This is a genomic window from Methylobacterium sp. Gmos1 (assembly GCF_053764715.1).
Window position 1 is genome coordinate 146,544 of sequence record NZ_JBSNCC010000002.1, and the last position, 16,657, is coordinate 163,200.

Annotated in this window: 15 protein-coding genes; 10 read left to right on the forward strand and 5 right to left on the reverse strand. The window is 73.1% G+C overall.

All coding sequences use genetic code 11. The features are described from left to right. Positions 1 to 68: 68 nt before the first annotated feature. Entirely contained in the window at positions 69 to 962 is an 894-nt protein-coding gene (locus tag ACS5PV_RS03770) for a LysR substrate-binding domain-containing protein (protein ID WP_455394035.1), read from the reverse strand. Positions 963 to 1,072: 110 nt separating this feature from the next. On the opposite strand from ACS5PV_RS03770, the gene ACS5PV_RS03775 reads away from it, so the two are divergent. Beyond that, positions 1,073 to 2,050 carry a quinone oxidoreductase family protein gene (locus tag ACS5PV_RS03775; RefSeq protein WP_455394036.1) on the forward strand — a complete coding sequence of 326 codons (978 nt, stop codon included), beginning with the start codon at positions 1,073 to 1,075 and terminating at the stop codon, positions 2,048 to 2,050. Between the two features lie 250 nt (positions 2,051 to 2,300). Here ACS5PV_RS03775 and ACS5PV_RS03780 read toward each other — a convergent pair whose 3' ends face one another. Next, entirely contained in the window at positions 2,301 to 2,825 is a 525-nt protein-coding gene (locus tag ACS5PV_RS03780) for a TspO/MBR family protein (RefSeq protein WP_455394037.1), read from the reverse strand. Between the two features lie 102 nt (positions 2,826 to 2,927). On the opposite strand from ACS5PV_RS03780, the gene ACS5PV_RS03785 reads away from it, so the two are divergent. The 4 genes from ACS5PV_RS03785 to ACS5PV_RS03800 all read left to right on the forward strand — a co-directional run bounded on the left by ACS5PV_RS03785 (position 2,928) and on the right by ACS5PV_RS03800 (position 7,315). Beyond that, positions 2,928 to 4,076: a trans-sulfuration enzyme family protein gene (locus ACS5PV_RS03785; RefSeq protein ID WP_455394038.1), complete on the forward strand. Its 1,149-nt coding sequence runs from the start codon at positions 2,928 to 2,930 to the stop codon at positions 4,074 to 4,076. Positions 4,077 to 4,210: 134 nt separating this feature from the next. Next, the gene (locus ACS5PV_RS03790; RefSeq protein ID WP_455394039.1) at positions 4,211 to 5,326 is read left to right on the forward strand and encodes a helix-turn-helix transcriptional regulator; all 1,116 of its coding nucleotides are present in this window, start codon (positions 4,211 to 4,213) and stop codon (positions 5,324 to 5,326) included. Positions 5,327 to 5,507: 181 nt separating this feature from the next. Beyond that, positions 5,508 to 6,749 (forward strand): outer membrane protein, encoded by a 1,242-nt coding sequence (locus ACS5PV_RS03795; protein WP_455394040.1) that lies wholly within the window; start codon positions 5,508 to 5,510, stop codon positions 6,747 to 6,749. Positions 6,750 to 6,850: 101 nt separating this feature from the next. Next, positions 6,851 to 7,315, forward strand: coding sequence for a hypothetical protein (locus ACS5PV_RS03800; RefSeq protein WP_455394041.1), 465 nt, complete (start codon positions 6,851 to 6,853; stop codon positions 7,313 to 7,315). A gap of 8 nt (positions 7,316 to 7,323) precedes the next feature. Here ACS5PV_RS03800 and ACS5PV_RS03805 read toward each other — a convergent pair whose 3' ends face one another. The 3 genes from ACS5PV_RS03805 to mdoH form a co-directional block, all read right to left on the reverse strand. Further along, positions 7,324 to 7,920 (reverse strand): PIN domain-containing protein, encoded by a 597-nt coding sequence (locus tag ACS5PV_RS03805; protein WP_455394042.1) that lies wholly within the window; start codon positions 7,918 to 7,920, stop codon positions 7,324 to 7,326. 3 nt (positions 7,921 to 7,923) lie between these two features. Continuing rightward, the gene (locus ACS5PV_RS03810; RefSeq protein WP_455394043.1) at positions 7,924 to 8,379 is read right to left on the reverse strand and encodes a helix-turn-helix domain-containing protein; all 456 of its coding nucleotides are present in this window, start codon (positions 8,377 to 8,379) and stop codon (positions 7,924 to 7,926) included. Between the two features lie 100 nt (positions 8,380 to 8,479). Then, positions 8,480 to 10,456, reverse strand: coding sequence for a glucans biosynthesis glucosyltransferase MdoH (gene mdoH / locus ACS5PV_RS03815; protein WP_455394044.1), 1,977 nt, complete (start codon positions 10,454 to 10,456; stop codon positions 8,480 to 8,482). A 201-nt stretch (positions 10,457 to 10,657) separates the two neighbouring features. Between mdoH and ACS5PV_RS03820 the strand changes: the two genes are divergently transcribed. From ACS5PV_RS03820 to ACS5PV_RS03840, 5 genes are all read left to right on the forward strand, one after another. Further along, positions 10,658 to 11,776: an NAD-dependent epimerase/dehydratase family protein gene (locus ACS5PV_RS03820; protein WP_455394045.1), complete on the forward strand. Its 1,119-nt coding sequence runs from the start codon at positions 10,658 to 10,660 to the stop codon at positions 11,774 to 11,776. Next, a complete protein-coding gene (locus tag ACS5PV_RS03825) occupies positions 11,776 to 12,864 on the forward strand; it encodes an SDR family NAD(P)-dependent oxidoreductase (protein ID WP_455394046.1) in 1,089 nt (362 codons plus the stop codon). Before ACS5PV_RS03820 ends, ACS5PV_RS03825 begins: the two co-directional genes overlap by 1 nt. A gap of 217 nt (positions 12,865 to 13,081) precedes the next feature. Next, positions 13,082 to 14,380, forward strand: coding sequence for a TIGR04295 family B12-binding domain-containing radical SAM protein (locus tag ACS5PV_RS03830; protein WP_455394047.1), 1,299 nt, complete (start codon positions 13,082 to 13,084; stop codon positions 14,378 to 14,380). Further along, a complete protein-coding gene (locus ACS5PV_RS03835) occupies positions 14,365 to 15,537 on the forward strand; it encodes a glycosyltransferase family 4 protein (RefSeq protein ID WP_455394048.1) in 1,173 nt (390 codons plus the stop codon). Before ACS5PV_RS03830 ends, ACS5PV_RS03835 begins: the two co-directional genes overlap by 16 nt. Continuing rightward, positions 15,534 to 16,622, forward strand: a complete 1,089-nt coding sequence (locus tag ACS5PV_RS03840) for a CgeB family protein (protein WP_455394049.1) — start codon at positions 15,534 to 15,536, stop codon at positions 16,620 to 16,622. Before ACS5PV_RS03835 ends, ACS5PV_RS03840 begins: the two co-directional genes overlap by 4 nt. Positions 16,623 to 16,657: the final 35 nt, after the last annotated feature.

Below are 16,657 nucleotides of genomic sequence, written 5' to 3' on the forward strand. Positions count from 1 at the left end.
TCCGCATGGCGAATGCGATCCGGCAGGATCGCCTGACGCCATCAGCCGGACGTCGTATGACAAGCCTGTCAGGCCGGGCCGCCGGCGAAGTGCCCGAGCGCGAAATCGATGAATGAGCGCAGCTTCGGGGTGATCCGCCGGTCGGGCGCGTAGAGCAGGTGCATCGGGCGGGAGACGGGCCGATAGGTCGGCAGCACCGGCACCAGATGGCCTGCCGCAACGGCATCCCGCACCAGGGCGGTGGGTTGCAGCAGCAGGCCGAGGCCGGCGAGCGCCGCCGTCAGCAGGGCTTGCCCGTTATTGACCAGGAGCCGGTACGACACCTCGACCGTCTCGGGCCCGTCCGGCCCGACGAAGCGCCACTGGTCCCCGGTCGCCATGTAGGCGAATCCCAGGCATTCGTGCTGCTTGAGCTCCGCCGGCGCGCGCGGCGCACCCCGCGCCGCGAGGTAGGCCGGGGCGGCGCACAGGGCGAAGTCCATCGGGCGCAGCGGGCGGGCGACGAGGCCGTTCTCGGCCGGAGGGCCGACGCGGAAGATCACCTCGTAGCCGTCCTCGATCAGGTCGGCCTTCCGGTCGGAGAGGGTCAGCTCGACATCGACCTCGGGGTAGGCCGCCAGATAGGCGGGCAGCACCCGGGCGAGGTCGTAGGCGCCGAAGGTGACGGGGGCGTTCACGCGAATCTGGCCCCGCGGCACCGCCTGGCTGCTCGCCGCGACCGCCTCCACCGCCTCGACCTCCGCCAGGATGATGCGCACCCGCTCGTAGAGCGCGCGCCCCGCCTCGGTCAGGCTCTGCCGGCGCGTCGTGCGGTGGATCAGCCGGACGCCGAGATGCTCCTCGAGCAGGCGCACCTGCTTGCCGACCGCCTGCGGCGAGAGCCCGAGACTCTCGCCCGCGGCCGAGAAGGAGCCGGTCTCGACGGCCCGGGCGAAGGCCTCCATGCCCGACAGACGGTCCATCGATTACAAACCGGGCGTTTCGAATCTCGAATGCGGGCCCGGATTTATCATGGCCGACCGCGGGTTCATACCGGAGGCACGAGCGGAGCGGAGCAGAGGAGAGACCCGGCATGACGACCCAACGCCGCGTGGCGATCACCGAGTTCGGCCCACCGCAGGTCATGACCGTGCAGAGCGGGGAGCTGGCCGCACCCGGCGCCGGCGAGGTGCAGATGCGCCAGACTGCGATCGGCTTCAACTTCATCGACGTCTACCAGCGCCGCGGCGCCTACCCGCTCGACCTGCCGACCGGGCTCGGCTTCGAGGCGGCCGGCGTGGTCGAGGCGGTCGGGCCCGACGTGACGGAGGTGAAGCCCGGCGACCGGGTCGCGTACATGAATGCCGGCGTCGGCGCCTATGCCGACCGGCGCAACGTGCCGGCGGGCAAGCTCGTGCGGCTGCCCGACGCCATCAGCGACGAGACCGCCGCCGCGCTGCTGTTCAAGGGCATGACGGCGCAGTACCTCCTGCGCAAGACCCACGCGGTCCAGGCGGGCGACCTGCTCATGGTGCACTCGGCCGCCGGCGGCGTCGGCCAGATCCTGACCCGGTGGGCGACGGCGCTTGGCGCCAAGGTGATCGGCACCACCGGATCGCCGGAGAAGCGCGACGCGGCGCTCGCCGCCGGCTGCGCCGCGGTGATCGACCTCAACGGCGACTGGCCCAAGGCCTTCCTGGAGGCGACCGGCGGCGCCAAGGCCCGGGTCGTCTACGACGCGGTCGGCAAGGACACGCTGCTCAAGTCCCTCGATTGCGCCGCGCCGTTCGGGCTCGTCGTCTCCTACGGCGCGGCGTCCGGGCCGTCGCCGGCGATCGACCCGGAGCTCCTGAACAAAAAGGGCTGCCTGTTCCTCACCCGCCCTTCGGTCTTCCCGCACAACGCCGACCCGGCCACCTTCCGGGCCAACGCCGCCGACCTGTTCGACGCGATCGGCCGCGGCCACGTCGCGGTCGATATCGGGGCCCGCTTCCCCCTCGATCGGGTGGCGGAGGCGCACGCGGCGGCCGAGGCGCGGGCGGTGACGGGGGCGATCGTGCTGGTGCCGTGAGGCTGGCTGCCGAGGATTTCAGGCTCTCCCGACGGACCTGAAATCCTCGATGTCATCCCGGGGCCGCGCAGCGGAGCCCGGGATCCATAACCGCTGACGATGCAGGATCAATCGGGACGCGCTCCGCCTCACCCTGTACTGTCAGCGGTTATGGATCCCGGGTTCTCGACTTCGTCGAGCCCCGGGATGACAGGGAGGGTGGCAGATCGTCCAGTTCTCGCTCTGTCGTGCGGCAGAATAGCGGTCTGCGTCAGTTCATCCACCAGATCGCGGCGTTGAGCGCGCTCGCGTAGGCCACCCAGGCGGCGTAGGGCACCAGCACGAGGGCGGCGAGGCGGTCGAGCGGCAGGAACAGCCGGATCGTCCACAGGATCATCACCAGCAGGGCGAGCACCACGACGAGGCCGCCGCCGAGATCGTGCCGGGCGAAGAACACCGGCGTCCAGGCGCCGTTGAGGGCGAGCTGGACGAAGAACGCCCACAGGGCGAGCGTCCGGGTGCGCCGCAATCTGCCGGTCGCCGGGGCGGTGCCGAGCACCCGCCAGCCCGAGAAGGCGATGAGCGTGTAGAGGATCGTCCAGGCGACCGGAAACAGCCAGTTCGGCGGCGTGAAGCCGGGCTTGGCCAGGCCCGCGTACCAGGTCGGGATGTTCGGCGTCGTCGCGAGGCTCCCCACCACCGCGACCGCGGCGACGGGGGCGATCGCCGCGAGGAGGCGCGGCAGGGGCGGGAGGACGGGCCGGGCGGGATCGGTCAGCGTTGCGGTCGGCGGCATCTCGGGCTCGGGAGCTATACCGGGATGGAGGTTGCGCGCCGGCACCGGTTCTGCAAGGGCGGCGGGGGAGCAAAACCGTCCCGTCGCATCCTGGAGTCCGGCATGAGCCACGCCCCGCGCCACTGGTCGAAGAAGAGCCTCGCCGCGCAGGCGCTCGGCCACGTCGATCCGGTCACCAAGGCCGTGGTGCCGCCGATCCACGTCGCCACCACCTACATCCGCGACGAGGACAACCAGTATTCCTCCGGCTACGTCTACGGCCGGCCCGACAACGCCACCGTGCGCGAGGCCGAGGCCGTGATCGCGATGCTGGAGGAGGCGCAGGCCGGCGCGCTGCTGTTCTCCTCCGGCATGGCCGCCGCCACGGCGGTGTTCGGCGCGCTCGATCCCGGCGACCACATCGTGGCGCCGACGGTGATGTACTGGGCCCTGCGCCGCTGGCTGTCCGAGGAGGCGACGCGCTGGGGCCTCAAGGTCGACTTCGTCGCCACCGACGACCTCGACGCGCTCAAGAGCGCCGTGCGGCCCGGCGAGACCAAGCTCGTCTGGCTCGAGACCCCCTCGAACCCGCTCTGGACGATCACCGACATCGCGGGCGCCGCCGAGATCGCCCACGCGGCCGGCGCGCGGCTCGCCGTCGATTCGACCGCGAGCTCGCCGGTGGTCACCCGGCCCCTGTCGCTCGGCGCCGACGTGGTGATGCACGCCGCCACCAAGGTGCTCAACGGCCATTCCGACGTCATCGCCGGGGCGCTCGCCGGCGCGAAGGCGGACGCGTTCTGGGCCCGGATCCAGCGCATCCGCTCCGGCAACGGCGCGATCCTGGGGCCGTTCGAGGCCTACCTCTTGATGCGCGGGATGCGCACGCTCCACGTCCGCATCGCCGCCCAGATGGCCAATGCCGGCGAGCTGGCCCGGCGGCTGTCGGCGCATCCGGCCGTCGCCCAGGTGCTGTATCCGGGCCTGCCCGAGCATCCCGGCCACGCGGTGGCGGCACGCCAGATGCCCGGCGGCTTCGGCACCATGCTGTCGATCCGGGTGGCGGCCGGCGAGGCGGCGGCGATCCGGGCGGCGGCGCGGGTGGGCCTGTGGAAGCGCGCGACCTCGCTCGGCGGCGTCGAGAGCCTGATCGAGCACCGCGCCTCGATCGAGGGCCCGGGCACGCCGTGCCCGCCGGATCTCCTGCGCCTCTCGGTCGGCATCGAGGACGCGGACGACCTCTATGCCGACCTGGACCAAGCCCTTCGGTAGAGGACGCGCCGTTTATCGACCCGGAGATACTGGAGAGAAGCATCTCCGGTTCGTCGCCATGACTTGACTGGACTTCGCGATCCGGCGACCTTGCCGGTTGCCGGCCGGCCTGCCGGCGCGGAGACCAGCGGCTCTTGGACCCCTCGCCGAATCCCGGGGCGCCGCCGGACCTGCTCGCGGCGCTCTACGGCAGCGTGACGCGCGACGACGCGCTGCCGGTGATGCTCGACCTCCTGGCGGCGCGGTTCCGCTGCCGCTCGGCGGCATTCTTCTACGCCGACCGGCTGCTGCCGCGGGCCGACGTGGTGCGCGGCCACGGCCTGTTCGACGAGCCCGCGCAAGCCCGCTACCGCGACCGCTTCGCCCATCTCGATCCGCTGCCGGGCCTGATGACGCGGCTGCCGGTCGGCCGGGCCGCGGCGAGCGACCGATTGTTCCGCCCCGACGAGATCCTGGCGCTGCCCTTCATCCGCGAGTTCTACCACCCGCTCGGCCTGCGCGAGGCGCTGGGCGGTCCGATCGTCAACGAGGAGGGCCGCCTCGGCATCGTGTCGGTGCATCGCGGGCCCGACCGGGAGCCCTTCGGCGACGACGAGATCCGCGACTTCGAGGCGCTGATCCCCCACCTCACCCAGGCGGTGCAGCTGCGGCGGCGCTTCTTTGCCCTCGCGGACGAGGCCAGGACCGCCGCCGACGCCCTCGACGCGACGGCGCTCGCCGTGCTCGTGCTGGCGCCGTCGGGAGCCTTGGGCCGGGCGAACGCCGCCGCCCGGGCGCTGCTCGCCCGGGGCGATGGGCTCGCCCTGAGCCGCGCCGGCCGTCTCGAGGCCCGCGACCCGCCGACGGCGCGGCGCCTGCGCGACCTCCTGGCGGCGGGGCTGCCTGCCGGCCGGCCGGCGGTGCTGCCGGTCCCGCGCGGCGGCGACGGCCACCAGGCGGCCTATACGCTGCGGCTCGCTCCGGCGCCCGCGGGCGGCTTCATCGCCCACGTCTCCGACCCCGACCGGCCGTCCGCCGACCCGACGCCGCTGCTGATGGCGGCCCTCGACCTGTCGCTGCCGGCCGCCCGCCTCGTCGCGGCGCTCCTCCGGGGCGACGACCTCAAGGATCACGCCCGCGCCACCGGCCTCTCGCCCAATACCGTGAAGTATCACCTCAAGGCCGCCTTCACAGCGACCGGCACCCGGCGCCAGGCCGACTTGGTCCGGCTGGCGACCGGCATCGCCCGCGACTTCGAAACCAATTATTAACCAATCTTTCGAGCGAGATTTGACCGTGCCATATTCGCAACGGCCCGTGTTTCCGATTGTCTCCTACCCGAACGGGTAGGGCGCGGCCCGGCCGGCCCCTCGTAACACTGGCTTCGTCCGACGGACATCTTCCGCTCTTGCTCGCCGAGACCTTGCTCGCCGAGACCTTGCCGGGGCCGCCATGTCGCCACGTTCCCTGTCGCACGTCCTCTTCTTGACCAGTCTGGGCCTCGCCGCATCGGCCCAGGGCGCGGATCTCGGCCCCCGGCCGGCGCCGCCGGCTGCCGGGCCGCTCTGGTCGGGCTTCTACGCCGGCGTGAGCCTCGGCGGCGGCGTCGGTACCAGCCGCCTCGCCCCGCGCCTGTCGCCGCTGCAGCAGACGACCACCACCACGACGATCGCGATCCCGGGCGGCTGCCAGACCCCCACCGGGCTCTACCCGGTGGTCGGCAGATTCCAGGGGCCGGGCTTCTTCGACGTCACCGGCCCGAACGTCGTCGCGCCGGACGGCACGGTTTTGGGCCGGCTCCCCAATGCCGGTTATCAGCTCAACCCGGTCGAGCCGTTCAACCTCGTACCGGCCGGGCCGCGCACCACCGAGCTTCGGACGATCCAGGGCAACCTGACCGGCTCCTTGAGCGAACAGATCATCGCGGCGCAGAACCTGGTCCTGGCCCCGGGGGCGACGCCGGCGGCGGTGGGCCGCAACTTCCAGTCCCTGGACCCGGCCACCAACCAGCCCGGCAACTGTCGCCCCGTCCTCGCCGCCACCGACTACCTGACGGGCCAGGTCTACGACCGCACACCCAACGACACGCCGGTCGGCACGATCCAGGCTGCCGGAACGCGGACCGAGACGAGCACCGCCACCGCCCTCGTCGGGCCGCTCGCCGGCGGCCAGGGGGTCGACGCCGCGACGCTTGCCGCGCTCGCCGCCCTCCCCGGGCAGCGCCGGTCGTTGCGCACCAGCGGCATCGTCGGCGGCGGCCAGGTCGGCTACAACCTGCAATTCGGCAACGTCGTCGCGGGCCTCGAGGCCGACATCCTCGGTACCGGGCTGTCGGGCCGGTTCGCGGCGGGCGCCTTCTCGGCCCGCACCTCCCTCGACTGGTTCGGCACGGTGCGCGGCCGGCTCGGCCTCGCGGTCGACCGGGTGCTGGTCTACGCCACCGGCGGCCTCGCCTACGGCCAGGTCAGCCTGTCCTACGGCCTCGGCGGGCTGTCGGTCGGCGAGCACCGGCTCCAGCTCGGCTGGACCGCGGGCGGCGGCGCCGAGTTCGCCCTGACCGAGCGGGTCTCGCTGCGGGCCGAGTACAAGTATCTCGACCTCGGCACCGCGACCTACCTGCGGCCGGAGGGCTACGACGCGCGGCTGCGCACGCAGGCCCACGTCGCGACGGCGGGCCTCAACTACCGGTTCTGAGGCGGGCTCGCGACGGCCGGGGCGCGGGTCCGGGAGCCGGCGGGGCGGTTCGCGCGTTGGCTCGGCGAAGCTGACTTTTCGTCCCACCCGGGAGACCCGCCATGCCCGCCGCCCTGCCCTTCGCGCTCCTCGGCGCGCACCTCGTCCTCGTCGCCGCGGACGGCCCGCCGCGGCTCGATATCGAGCACACCTGCAACTCGCCGGGCCGCGCCTCGGTCAGCCAGGAAGCCGGCGCCGACGGCTGCCTGCGCTCCGAGCGCTCGGCGGGCGACGAATTGCGCAAGCGCTGGGGCCAGTTCACGAGCTCGGCCAAGACCCAGTGCTCGCAGCAATCGACCGCCGGCGGCTTTCCGAGCTACGTCGAGATGCTGACCTGCCTCGAACTCGCCAGCGGCACCGTGCCGGTGACGAGCCCCACCAACCGCGCCACCGCCGGCCAGGGCAGCCCCGCCACCACCGGCAGCGTCCGCGGCCGCCCGGGCGAGCGCGCCGACAGCCTCACCGCCGAGCCGGCGCCGAGCCAGCGCACCGACCCGATCAAGGTGCTGGGCAAGCCGGCGCAGTAGGAGCGGCGCTACAGCACGGCGGCGTAGGGGCGGAGCACATCGACCGTCTCGACGAGCCCGGCGGCGTCCATGTCGACGAGAAGGGCTTCAGCGTCCTTCTCGGGCCGCTTGAAGCGCAGCCTCATTGTACGGATGGCAAAGGTCGCCCGGCCGATATCGAGCGCGATCGTATCGGCGAGAAAGGCATCGCTGGAACGGGCTTCCAGGTTCAGCGGCAGAAGGACGTCCGCAGGAAAATCCTTCAGGTTGTCCGTCACGATGATCGAGTTGTCCGTCACGATGATCGAGGCGCGGGTCTTGATGGCCGCAGCCAGGACGTGCGCGTCGTCCTTGTCCGGCAGTCCCTCGCCGTGGACGAGGAACTCATTGAAGCCCGTTACCATGGCCTCCTCGAACGCGGCCTCCATGTTGGCACGCGCATCCGCATCGGAGACACCCTTGCCGGAAAGGATCTCCGCAATAGCGCGCTCCGTCTCGGCCAGGACGGGCTCGGACCATCGGATGCGGAAGAACTCGGCCTCGGCCAAGGTCAGCAGCAGATTCCGCTTCAAGGCACCAGCGAGCGCGCAGGCGTCGATGAATGCGGTGAAGCGACTGGCGAACATGGCTCAGAGATGCTCGGCATCCATCTCCGCTAAGGCGGACAAGGCCTCGCCCCTCTCGGCATCCCGCGCCCGCTTGTAGTCGAACAGGTGCTCGGCCCGGATCCGGCGGTGCCGCCCGACGAGGGTGTGGGGGATCTCCTGCCGGTCGAGCAGGGAGATGAGGAACGGCCGCGAGACGTTCAGCAGGTCGGCCGCCTGCTGGGTCGAGAGCATCTGCCCGACCGGCACCAGCGTCACCGCGTGGCCGCTGCCGACGTGCCGCAACAGTTCGATCAGAAGGTTCGACAGGCCGGGGGTAAGCGTCACCTCGACTGGGGATTTTGCTCCGTCGAGGATGCGCAGGCTCGCGCGGTCGGTAGCGTGGCTTGCCAGGATCGTGCGGAGCTGGTTGGCCGCCGCCCGCTCGTCGTCCGAGGGAAGGCGACGACCCAGGGGCTCGGCATGGGCGGGCGCAGTCACAAGGCCTCCTTCGTCCCGAACCGACGCGGTGCCACTATTCGCAATAATCGCAGCAAACGCAACCATCGCAACGCGGGACCGCGGCAGGCGTTCCGGCCGTTCAGATCTCCCGCCGCGGCAGCGCCTTGGCGTCGTCCGTGGCGGTGGCGAGCCAGACCGGGGCCTCGCCGCGGACCGGCTGGGACCGGGCGGGGAGCGGGGCCGGCGGCGCGGTGCGGGCGGCGGCGAGGTCGCGCAGCTCGGGCGCCTGGGCGGTGTCGTCGACCGTGAGGAAGAGGCCGCGCCGGCGCGCCGCCTGGCCGAGATCGGCCCGGCTCGTCAGCACGCTCAGCACCGGGCTCGCCAGGAGCGCGAGGACGAGCGGCGCCATCCAGAGCGTCAGCAGCGGGTCGGCGGCGTAGGCGAGCGCCGCCGCCAGCAGCCCACCCGCGACCACCGAATCGGCCTGGAGCCGGCAGGCCTCGGACCACGGCACCCGGCGGTCGTCGCGCGCCTGCGTGTCCCAGCGCACCACGCGGCCCGCGAAGGTGGTCGCCACCGCGCCGGCATTGAACAGGGTCATGACCGGCCAGAGCAGCACCCACAGGGCCTGTTCGAGGGCGGCGCTCACGAGCAGGCTCCGGGTGCCCCCGAAGGCGGCGCGGCGCTTACGCGAGAGCAGGACGTGGCCGAGGCTGAGGAGCTTCGGCGCGGCCAGCACCAGGAGGCTCAGAGACGCGAGAGCCGCCGCCGCCGGCCCCTCGCCGGTCAAGCCGTAGGCGAGGAGCCCGAGATCGCCGTCGCGGACCGCCTGCCAGGTACCCAAGGCCAGGAACGCCACCCAGACCGGCGAGGCGAGGTAGGACAGGATGCCGGCGCCGAGGTGCCAGCGGCTGCCGGCGGTGAGGCCGGGCAGGCCGATGATGCCGAGATGCTGGAGGTTGCCCTGGCACCAGCGCCGCTCGCGGCCGAGCAGGTCGGTGAGGTTGGTGGGCATCTCCTCCCAGGTGCCGGGCTCCTCCGGCAGGAGGCGCAGCTCCCAGCCGGCCCGGCGCAGGAACGCCCCCTCGACCGTGTCGTGGCACAGGATCTCGCCGCCGAGCGGCGCGCGGCCGGGCAGCACCGGCAGTTCGGCGTTGGCCATGAAGGCCTCGATCCGCAGGATGGCGTTGTGGCCCCAGTAGCCGCCGTCGGGCCCCTGCCAGGTCTCCAGCGCCCGGATCGAGAGCGGGGCGTAGAGCCGCACGGCGAATTGCTGGATGCGGGCAAACAGCGTGTCGCGCCCGGCGGCGTAGCTGACGGTCTGGATCAGGCCGGTGCGCGGGTTCTCCTCCATCAGCCGCACCAGGCGGCGCATGGCCGCACCGGTCATCAGGCTGTCGGCGTCGAGGACGATCATGAAGTCGTACTCGTGGCCGTAGGTGGCGCAGAACTCGCCGATGTTGCCGGCCTTGCGCCCGGCATTGTCCCGCCGGCGGCGGTAGCGGATCGCCGGCAGGCCGGGCCCGGCCGTGCCGCGCCACGCCTGGATGCGGGCGAACTCGCGCTCCTCGGCCGCGGCGATCTCCGGATCGCGGGTGTCGCTGAGGACGAAGACGTCGAGGTCGCGCCCGTCGCCGCCGGTGCGGGCGAGCGAGCGCGCCATCACCCGGATCGCCGCGAAGACCGCGGCCGGGTCCTCGGCGTGGATCGCCACGACGGCCGCCGTGCGGCTGCGGCCGCTCGCCACCGGCGGCGTCGCGGCGGCCTGCCGCTCCACCACCGACATCACCCGGGCCCCGAGACCGGCGGCGACCGCGCCGTAGAGGTAGGTCCAGGCGATGTAGGCCTGCCAGGCCATCGCCAGGCAGAACAGCGCGAGCACCGCCGCGTCGAGCGGCCCGTCCGGCACGCCGGTCGTGGCGAGCGCCGCGAGCGCGAGGGCGAGCGCCGTCGCGACGGTCGGCAGGACGAGGGCGAGGCGGCGGCGGCGCAGGGACGCGGCCTCCCGCCCGGCATCCTGCCGCTCGGCGGCTTGCGTCTCGGCTTCTTGCCGTTGGGTGAGGTCCGCGCCGGGCGCAGCCGGCACCGCATCGTGCGACGAGGGAGCGAGGGACATGGGGGTCGCGTGAACTCGGTGGATGGGAGCCGAAGCGGGACGCCGGTCGAGCGCCGTCCATGCGCTATCCCGCTGACATCCCTTGAGGCAATCGGGCTGAATGACGCCAGAACGATGACACCTGTTCGCGGCGCTCCAGCTACATAGATACAGGAGGGAGGTATCGGCCGAGGACGGCCGGCAGCGGAAGGAGCGCGACGGGTGCCGCAGACCATCCTGATCACCGGCGGGGCCGGCTTCATCGGCCGGGCCGTGGCGCGGGCCCTCGTCGCCCGGGGCGACCGGGTGCGCGTGCTCGACAGCCTGATCGAGCAGGTCCACGGCGGCCGGGCGCGGCCCGAAGGGCTGCCGGACGCGGTCGAGCTGCGGCAGGGCGACATCCGCGACGGACGCGCGGTGGCCGACGCCGTGGCCGGCGTCGATGCGGTGATCCACCTCGCCGCCGAGGTCGGGGTCGGACAGAGCATGTACGACGTCGACCGCTACGTCGCGGTCAACGAGCACGGCACCGCGATCCTGTTCCAGGCCCTGATCGAGCGGCCGGTGCGCCGCGTGGTGGTCGCCTCCTCGATGAGCGTCTACGGCGAGGGGCTGTATCGCGGCGCCGACGGACGGGTGCGCGAGGAGGTGGTGCGCCAGCCCCGCTCGGGGCCCGACGCGCCGTGGGATCCCCTCGACGAGGCGGGCCGGCCGCTCGTGCCGGTGCCGACCCCGGAATGGAAGCGCCCGGCCCTGGCCTCGGTCTACGCGCTCGGCAAGTACGCCCAGGAGCGCCTGACCCTGATGCTGGCCCCGGCCTACGGCATGGAGGGCGTGGCGCTGCGGCTGTGGAACGCCTACGGGCCGGGCCAGGCGCTCTCGAACCCCTATACCGGCGTGCTCGCGATCTTCGCCTCGCGCCTGCACAACGGCGCGCGCCCGGTGATCTTCGAGGACGGACACCAGCGGCGCGACTTCGTGCAGGTCGACGACGTGGCCCAGTCCTTTCTCCTCGCCCTCGACCGGCCGAAAGCGGCGGGCCAGGTCTACAACATCGGCTCGGGCGAGGACCGCTCGGTGCGCGAGGTCGCGGCCCTTCTGGCCCAGGCGATGGGCCGGCCGGACCTGACGCCGGAGATCGCCGGCAAGGCCCGGGCCGGCGACATCCGCCACTGCATCCCGGACATCACGAAGGCGCGCGAGGAACTGGGCTACCGCCCGGCCCGCGACTTCGCGGACGGCTTGCGCGAGCTCGCCGCCTGGGTGGCGGAGCAGGAGGAGGCCCGGGACCGGGTCGAGGAGGCGCGCCGCGAGCTCGACCGGCGCGGGCTGGTGGCGTGATGACCGCTCCCGTCACGACGCCTCCCGCCCTCGCCGGCCGGCGCCCGGTCCTGATCACCGGCGGCGCCGGCTTCATCGGCTCGAACCTCGCCGACGCCCTGGCGGCGGAGGGACGGGACGTGCTCGTCTACGACGCCCTGCTGCGCCCGGGCGTCGAGGCCAACCTCGCCTGGCTGAAGGACCGCCACCCGCAGCGGATCTCCGCCGTGACGGCGGACGTGCGCGACGCCGGCTCGCTTGCGGCGGCGGCGGCCGAGGCCTCGGCGGTCGTCCACCTCGCCGCCCAGGTCGCCGTGACGACGAGCCTGACCGATCCCTTGGCGGATTTCGCCGTCAACCTCGGCGGGACGCTGACCCTGCTCGACGCCCTGCGCCGGCGTCCCGACCCGGCCCCGCTCGTCTTCGCCTCGACCAACAAGGTCTACGGCGACCTCGCCGACCTGACCTTCCGGCGGGTGGGCGACGCCTACGCACCGGAGGATCCGGATATCCTCGCCCACGGCGTCGGCGAGGACAGGCCGCTGGACTTCCACACGCCCTACGGCTGCTCGAAGGGCGGGGCCGACCAGTACGTGCTGGATTACGCCCGCAGCTTCGCGGTGCCGACCTGCGTCCTGCGGATGAGCTGCATCTACGGCCCGCGCCAGATGGGCACCGAGGACCAGGGCTGGGTCGCGCATTTCCTGATCCGGGCGCTGGAGCGCGAGCGGATCACGGTCTACGGCGACGGCTGCCAGGTGCGCGACGTGCTCGACGTCGGCGACGCGGTCGCGGCCTATCGGGCGGCGCTGGCGCGGATCGCGCAGGTCAGGGGCCGGGCCTACAATCTCGGCGGGGGTCCGGCCAATGCCGTGTCGCTGCGCCGGGTGCTGGCGGCGATCGAGGACATCGTCGGCCACCCCCTCGATCTCGGCTTCGAGGAATGGCGCGCCGGCGATCAGCGCTACTACGTCTCCGACACCCGCCGCGCCGCCGCCGATCTCGGGCTCGAAGCACCGCTGCCCTGGCATCGGGGTCTGGCACGGCTGGCGGACTGGCTCGCGGAGAGCCGGGGCCTGCGCCTGCGGCCCCGGGCGCTGTCGGCGTAGGCCCACGTGCGAGACGCGGTTCGGTTCCGGCTCAAAACCTGCGACGGCGGCATGGCGCGCTCCGCGCCATGCGCCCGCAGCATGACTCCGGTCCCATTGGTATCGATCGCTTAACCGTGCCCGAGCGAAAAGCCCTTGTCGTCCGGAGCGGCCCCGCCACTTCCCAATAGTCGCCACCAGTATCTGCGATGCCCGTTCCCGGTTCAGGACAGCCGCTTTGAGAATCGCCCTCGTCAACCCGACCTGGAGCTTCGAGAACAGCATCTACTTCGGGTGCCGTTCCCCGCACCTCCCCCTCGAGCTCGGGGCCTGCAAGGTGCTGCTGGAGCGGGCGGGCCACGAGGTGCTGATGCTCGATGGCGCCCTCGACGGGCTGTCGCTGACGGCGCTGGCCGACCAGGTGGCCGATTTCGGGCCCGCGATGACGGTGGTCACCACCGCCCCGACCTACCTGTTCTGGCGTTGCGCCCAGCCCGAGTTGCGGGTGCCCCGCGCCTTCCTCGACGCGCTGGGGAATCGCGGCGGTCGCACCGTCGCGGTCGGCCCGCACGGCTCGGTGACGCCCGAGACGACGCTGTCCAAGCTCGCCTGCGACATCGTGGTGCGCGGCGAGTGCGAGGAGGTGGTGGCGCGCCTCGCCGAGGGCGGCCTGGCCCGGCCCGACGCCGTGCCGGCCCTGGCCTTTCGCGACGGGTCCGAGATGGTCGTCACCGGCGGGCCCGCGGCGACCAGCTTCGTCGACCTGCCGGCCCTGTCCTGGCCCGACGAATGGGTGGCGCGCCACGCCCACCACCACCACCGCTTCGACCGGGCGCCGGAGGGGCCGGGCGCCGAGGTCGAGGCCTCGCGCGGCTGCCCTTATTCCTGCACCTTCTGCGCCAAGATCGATTTCCGCGACAAGTACCGGCGGCGCGCGCTGCCGCACGTCCTGGAGGAGATCGACCGGCTGATCGCGCAAGGGGCGACCTACCTCTACTTCATCGACGAGATCTTCCTGCCGCAGAAACCGCTGCTCGAGGCGCTCGCCGCCCGCAAGGTGGAGTTCGGGGTGCAGACGCGAATCGACCTGTGGAAGCCCGACATGCTCGACCTGCTGGGGGCGGCCGGCTGCGTCTCGATCGAGGCCGGCGTCGAGAGCCTGACGGAGGCCGGCCGCGCGATGCTCGACAAGAATTGCCGCGCCTCGACGGACGACCTCGCCGAGCGCCTGATCCACGCCCGCCGCTCGGTGCCGTTCGTGCAGGCGAACCTCATCAAGGTCGCGGGCGACGATCCGGAGATGGTGGCGGCCTGGCGCGACCGCCTGCGCGCCGCCGGCGTCTGGGCCAACGATCCCGTGCCGCTCTACCCCTACCCGTCCTCGCCGGATTACCGCCGCCTCTGGGGCGAGCCGGACGGCGAGGCCTGGGAGCGGGCGCACGCCCATTACCTCGGCCAGTTCGACCGCTTCAGCGATATCCAGGAGGAGCGGCCGGCCCCGTTGCGCGAGTTGGAGGCGGCATGCTGCCCAGCCTGACGGTCCCGGCCGGACGTCCCCTCCCCTACCGGGGGGCGCCGGCCCTCAACCTGTTCATGACCGTCGATGCCGTCGGCGGCGTCTGGCAGTACGGGCTCGACCTCGCCGAGGAGCTGACGCGCCAGGGGCTCGGCGTCACCCTCGCGGTGCTCGGGCCCGAGCCGAGCCAGGACCAGCTCCGCGCCGCCCGCGCCATCCGCGGCCTCGCCCTGTGCCCGCTGGGAGCCAGCCTCGACTGGACGGCGCTGACCCCCGGCGAGGTCGAGGCCGCCGCCGCGATGGTCGCCCGCGAGGCCGAGCGGGCGGGGGCCGACCTGATCCACCTCAACAGCCCGGCGCTCGCCGCGCTCGCCGAGTTCTGCGCCCCCGTGGTGGCGGTGGCGCATTCCTGCGTGGCGACGTGGTGGGCGGCGATGCGCCCTGGGCCTCTGCCGCCGGACCTCGCCTGGCGGGCGAGCCTCGCGGCCGAGGGCTACCGCCGGGTCGACGCGCTGTTGAGCCCCACCCGCGCCTTCGCCGAGGCGACGGCTGCGACCTACGGGATCACCCCGCCCCGCGTGGTGCCGAACGGCCGGCGCAAGCCGGCCTCGCGCGGCCAGCGCACCCCGGCAGGGGCCGCCGCCTCGCCCTTCGCCTTCACCGCCGGCCGGCTCTGGGACGAGGGCAAGAACGCCCGCACCCTTGACCGGGCCGCCGCCCGGATGCAGCTGCCGCTCTTGGCCGCCGGCGACCTGAAGGGCCCGAACGCGGCGCAGTTTTCCCCCGAGCACCTGCGCCCGCTCGGCCGCCTCAGCGACCAGGACGTGGCGCGCTGGCTCGCCGGCAGCCCGATCTACGCCTCCGCCGCCCGCTACGAGCCCTTCGGCCTCGGCGTGCTGGAGGCGGCGAGCGCCGGCTGCGCCCTGGTGCTCTCCGACATCCCGACCTTTCGCGAGTTGTGGGACGAGGCCGCGATCTTCATCGCCCCCGACGACGAGGCGGGCTTTGCCCACGCCATCGAGATGGTAGCGGCCGATCCGGCGATCCGGGCGCGGCTCGGCGCCGAGGCGCGGAACCGGGCCGAGGCCTTCACCGTCGAGGCGATGACGGCGGGGGTGCTCGACGCCTACCGAATGGTGCTCGAAGCCCCGCCCCTGCGCGCCGGGGTGCCGGCGTGAGGATCGTCGCCTTCACGCATTCCCTGCGCTCGTGCTGGAACCACGGCAACGCCCACTTCCTGCGCGGCGTGCTGCGCGAGCTGCAGGCGCTGGGCCACGCGGTCGCGGCGCACGAGCCGGCGGGCGCCTGGAGCGTCGAGAACTTGCGTCGCGATCACGGCGAGGCGGGCCTCGCCTCCTCCCTCGCGCCCTACCCGGAGCTGACGGCCACGGTCGATCCGCCGGGCTTCGACCTCGATGAGGCGCTCGACGGCGCCGACCTCGTGCTGGTGCACGAGTGGAACGAGCCCGCCCTCGTGGCCCGCCTCGGCGCGGCGCGGCGCAACGGCGGGCGCTTCACGCTGCTCTTCCACGACACCCACCACCGGGCGGTGAGCGAGCCCGACGCGATGCGGGCCTACGACCTCTCGGGCTACGACGGCGTGCTGGCCTTCGGCGAGACGCTGGCCGCGGTCTACCGTGGCTGGGGCTGGGGGAATCGCGTCTTCGTCTGGCACGAGGCCGCCGATACCCGCCTGTTCCACCCGTCCGAGGCGGAGGGACCCCGCGAGGGCCTCGTCTGGATCGGCAACTGGGGCGACGGCGAGCGCAGCGCCGAGCTGGAGCAGTTCCTGTTCGGGCCGGCGCAGCGGGCCGGTCTGCCCCTCGACGTCTGGGGCGTGCGCTACCCCGACGCGGCGCTGGCGACGCTGGAGCGCCACGGCGCGCGCTACCGCGGCTGGCTCGCCAATTCCCGCGCCCCGGAGGTGTTTGCCCGCCACCTCGCCACCGTCCACGTGCCGCGGCGCTTCTACGTCGAGGCCCTGCCGGGCATCCCGACGATCCGGGTGTTCGAGGCGCTGGCCTGCGGCATCCCCCTGGTCTCGGCGCCCTGGCGCGACAGCGAGGGGTTGTTCACGCCGGGCAGCGACTTCCTGGTGGCGCCGGACGGCGCGGCGATGGAACGCCACCTGCGCGACCTGGCCGCGGATCCGGGCCGGCGCACATCCCTCATCGAGCACGGCCTGCGGACGATCCGGGCGCGGCACACCTGCGCACACCGGGCGGCGGAACTGCTGGCGGTGGTGGAACGGCTGCGGGGGTGAGCGGACGCGCCTGAACCCCTCCCCCGATGCGGGGG

What these genes read in the sequence shown, in the direction of transcription:
- ACS5PV_RS03795 (WP_455394040.1), top strand. Translation starts at nt 5,508, where the DNA reads ATGTCGCCACGTTCCCTGTCGCACGTCCTCTTCTTGACCAGTCTGGGC.
- ACS5PV_RS03785 (WP_455394038.1), top strand. Translation starts at nt 2,928, where the DNA reads ATGAGCCACGCCCCGCGCCACTGGTCGAAGAAGAGCCTCGCCGCGCAG.
- mdoH (WP_455394044.1), bottom strand. Translation starts at nt 10,456, where the DNA reads ATGTCCCTCGCTCCCTCGTCGCACGATGCGGTGCCGGCTGCGCCCGGC.
- ACS5PV_RS03780 (WP_455394037.1), bottom strand. Translation starts at nt 2,825, where the DNA reads ATGCCGCCGACCGCAACGCTGACCGATCCCGCCCGGCCCGTCCTCCCG.
- ACS5PV_RS03835 (WP_455394048.1), top strand. Translation starts at nt 14,365, where the DNA reads ATGCTGCCCAGCCTGACGGTCCCGGCCGGACGTCCCCTCCCCTACCGG.
- ACS5PV_RS03805 (WP_455394042.1), bottom strand. Translation starts at nt 7,920, where the DNA reads ATGTTCGCCAGTCGCTTCACCGCATTCATCGACGCCTGCGCGCTCGCT.
- ACS5PV_RS03775 (WP_455394036.1), top strand. Translation starts at nt 1,073, where the DNA reads ATGACGACCCAACGCCGCGTGGCGATCACCGAGTTCGGCCCACCGCAG.
- ACS5PV_RS03825 (WP_455394046.1), top strand. Translation starts at nt 11,776, where the DNA reads ATGACCGCTCCCGTCACGACGCCTCCCGCCCTCGCCGGCCGGCGCCCG.
- ACS5PV_RS03800 (WP_455394041.1), top strand. Translation starts at nt 6,851, where the DNA reads ATGCCCGCCGCCCTGCCCTTCGCGCTCCTCGGCGCGCACCTCGTCCTC.
- ACS5PV_RS03770 (WP_455394035.1), bottom strand. Translation starts at nt 962, where the DNA reads ATGGACCGTCTGTCGGGCATGGAGGCCTTCGCCCGGGCCGTCGAGACC.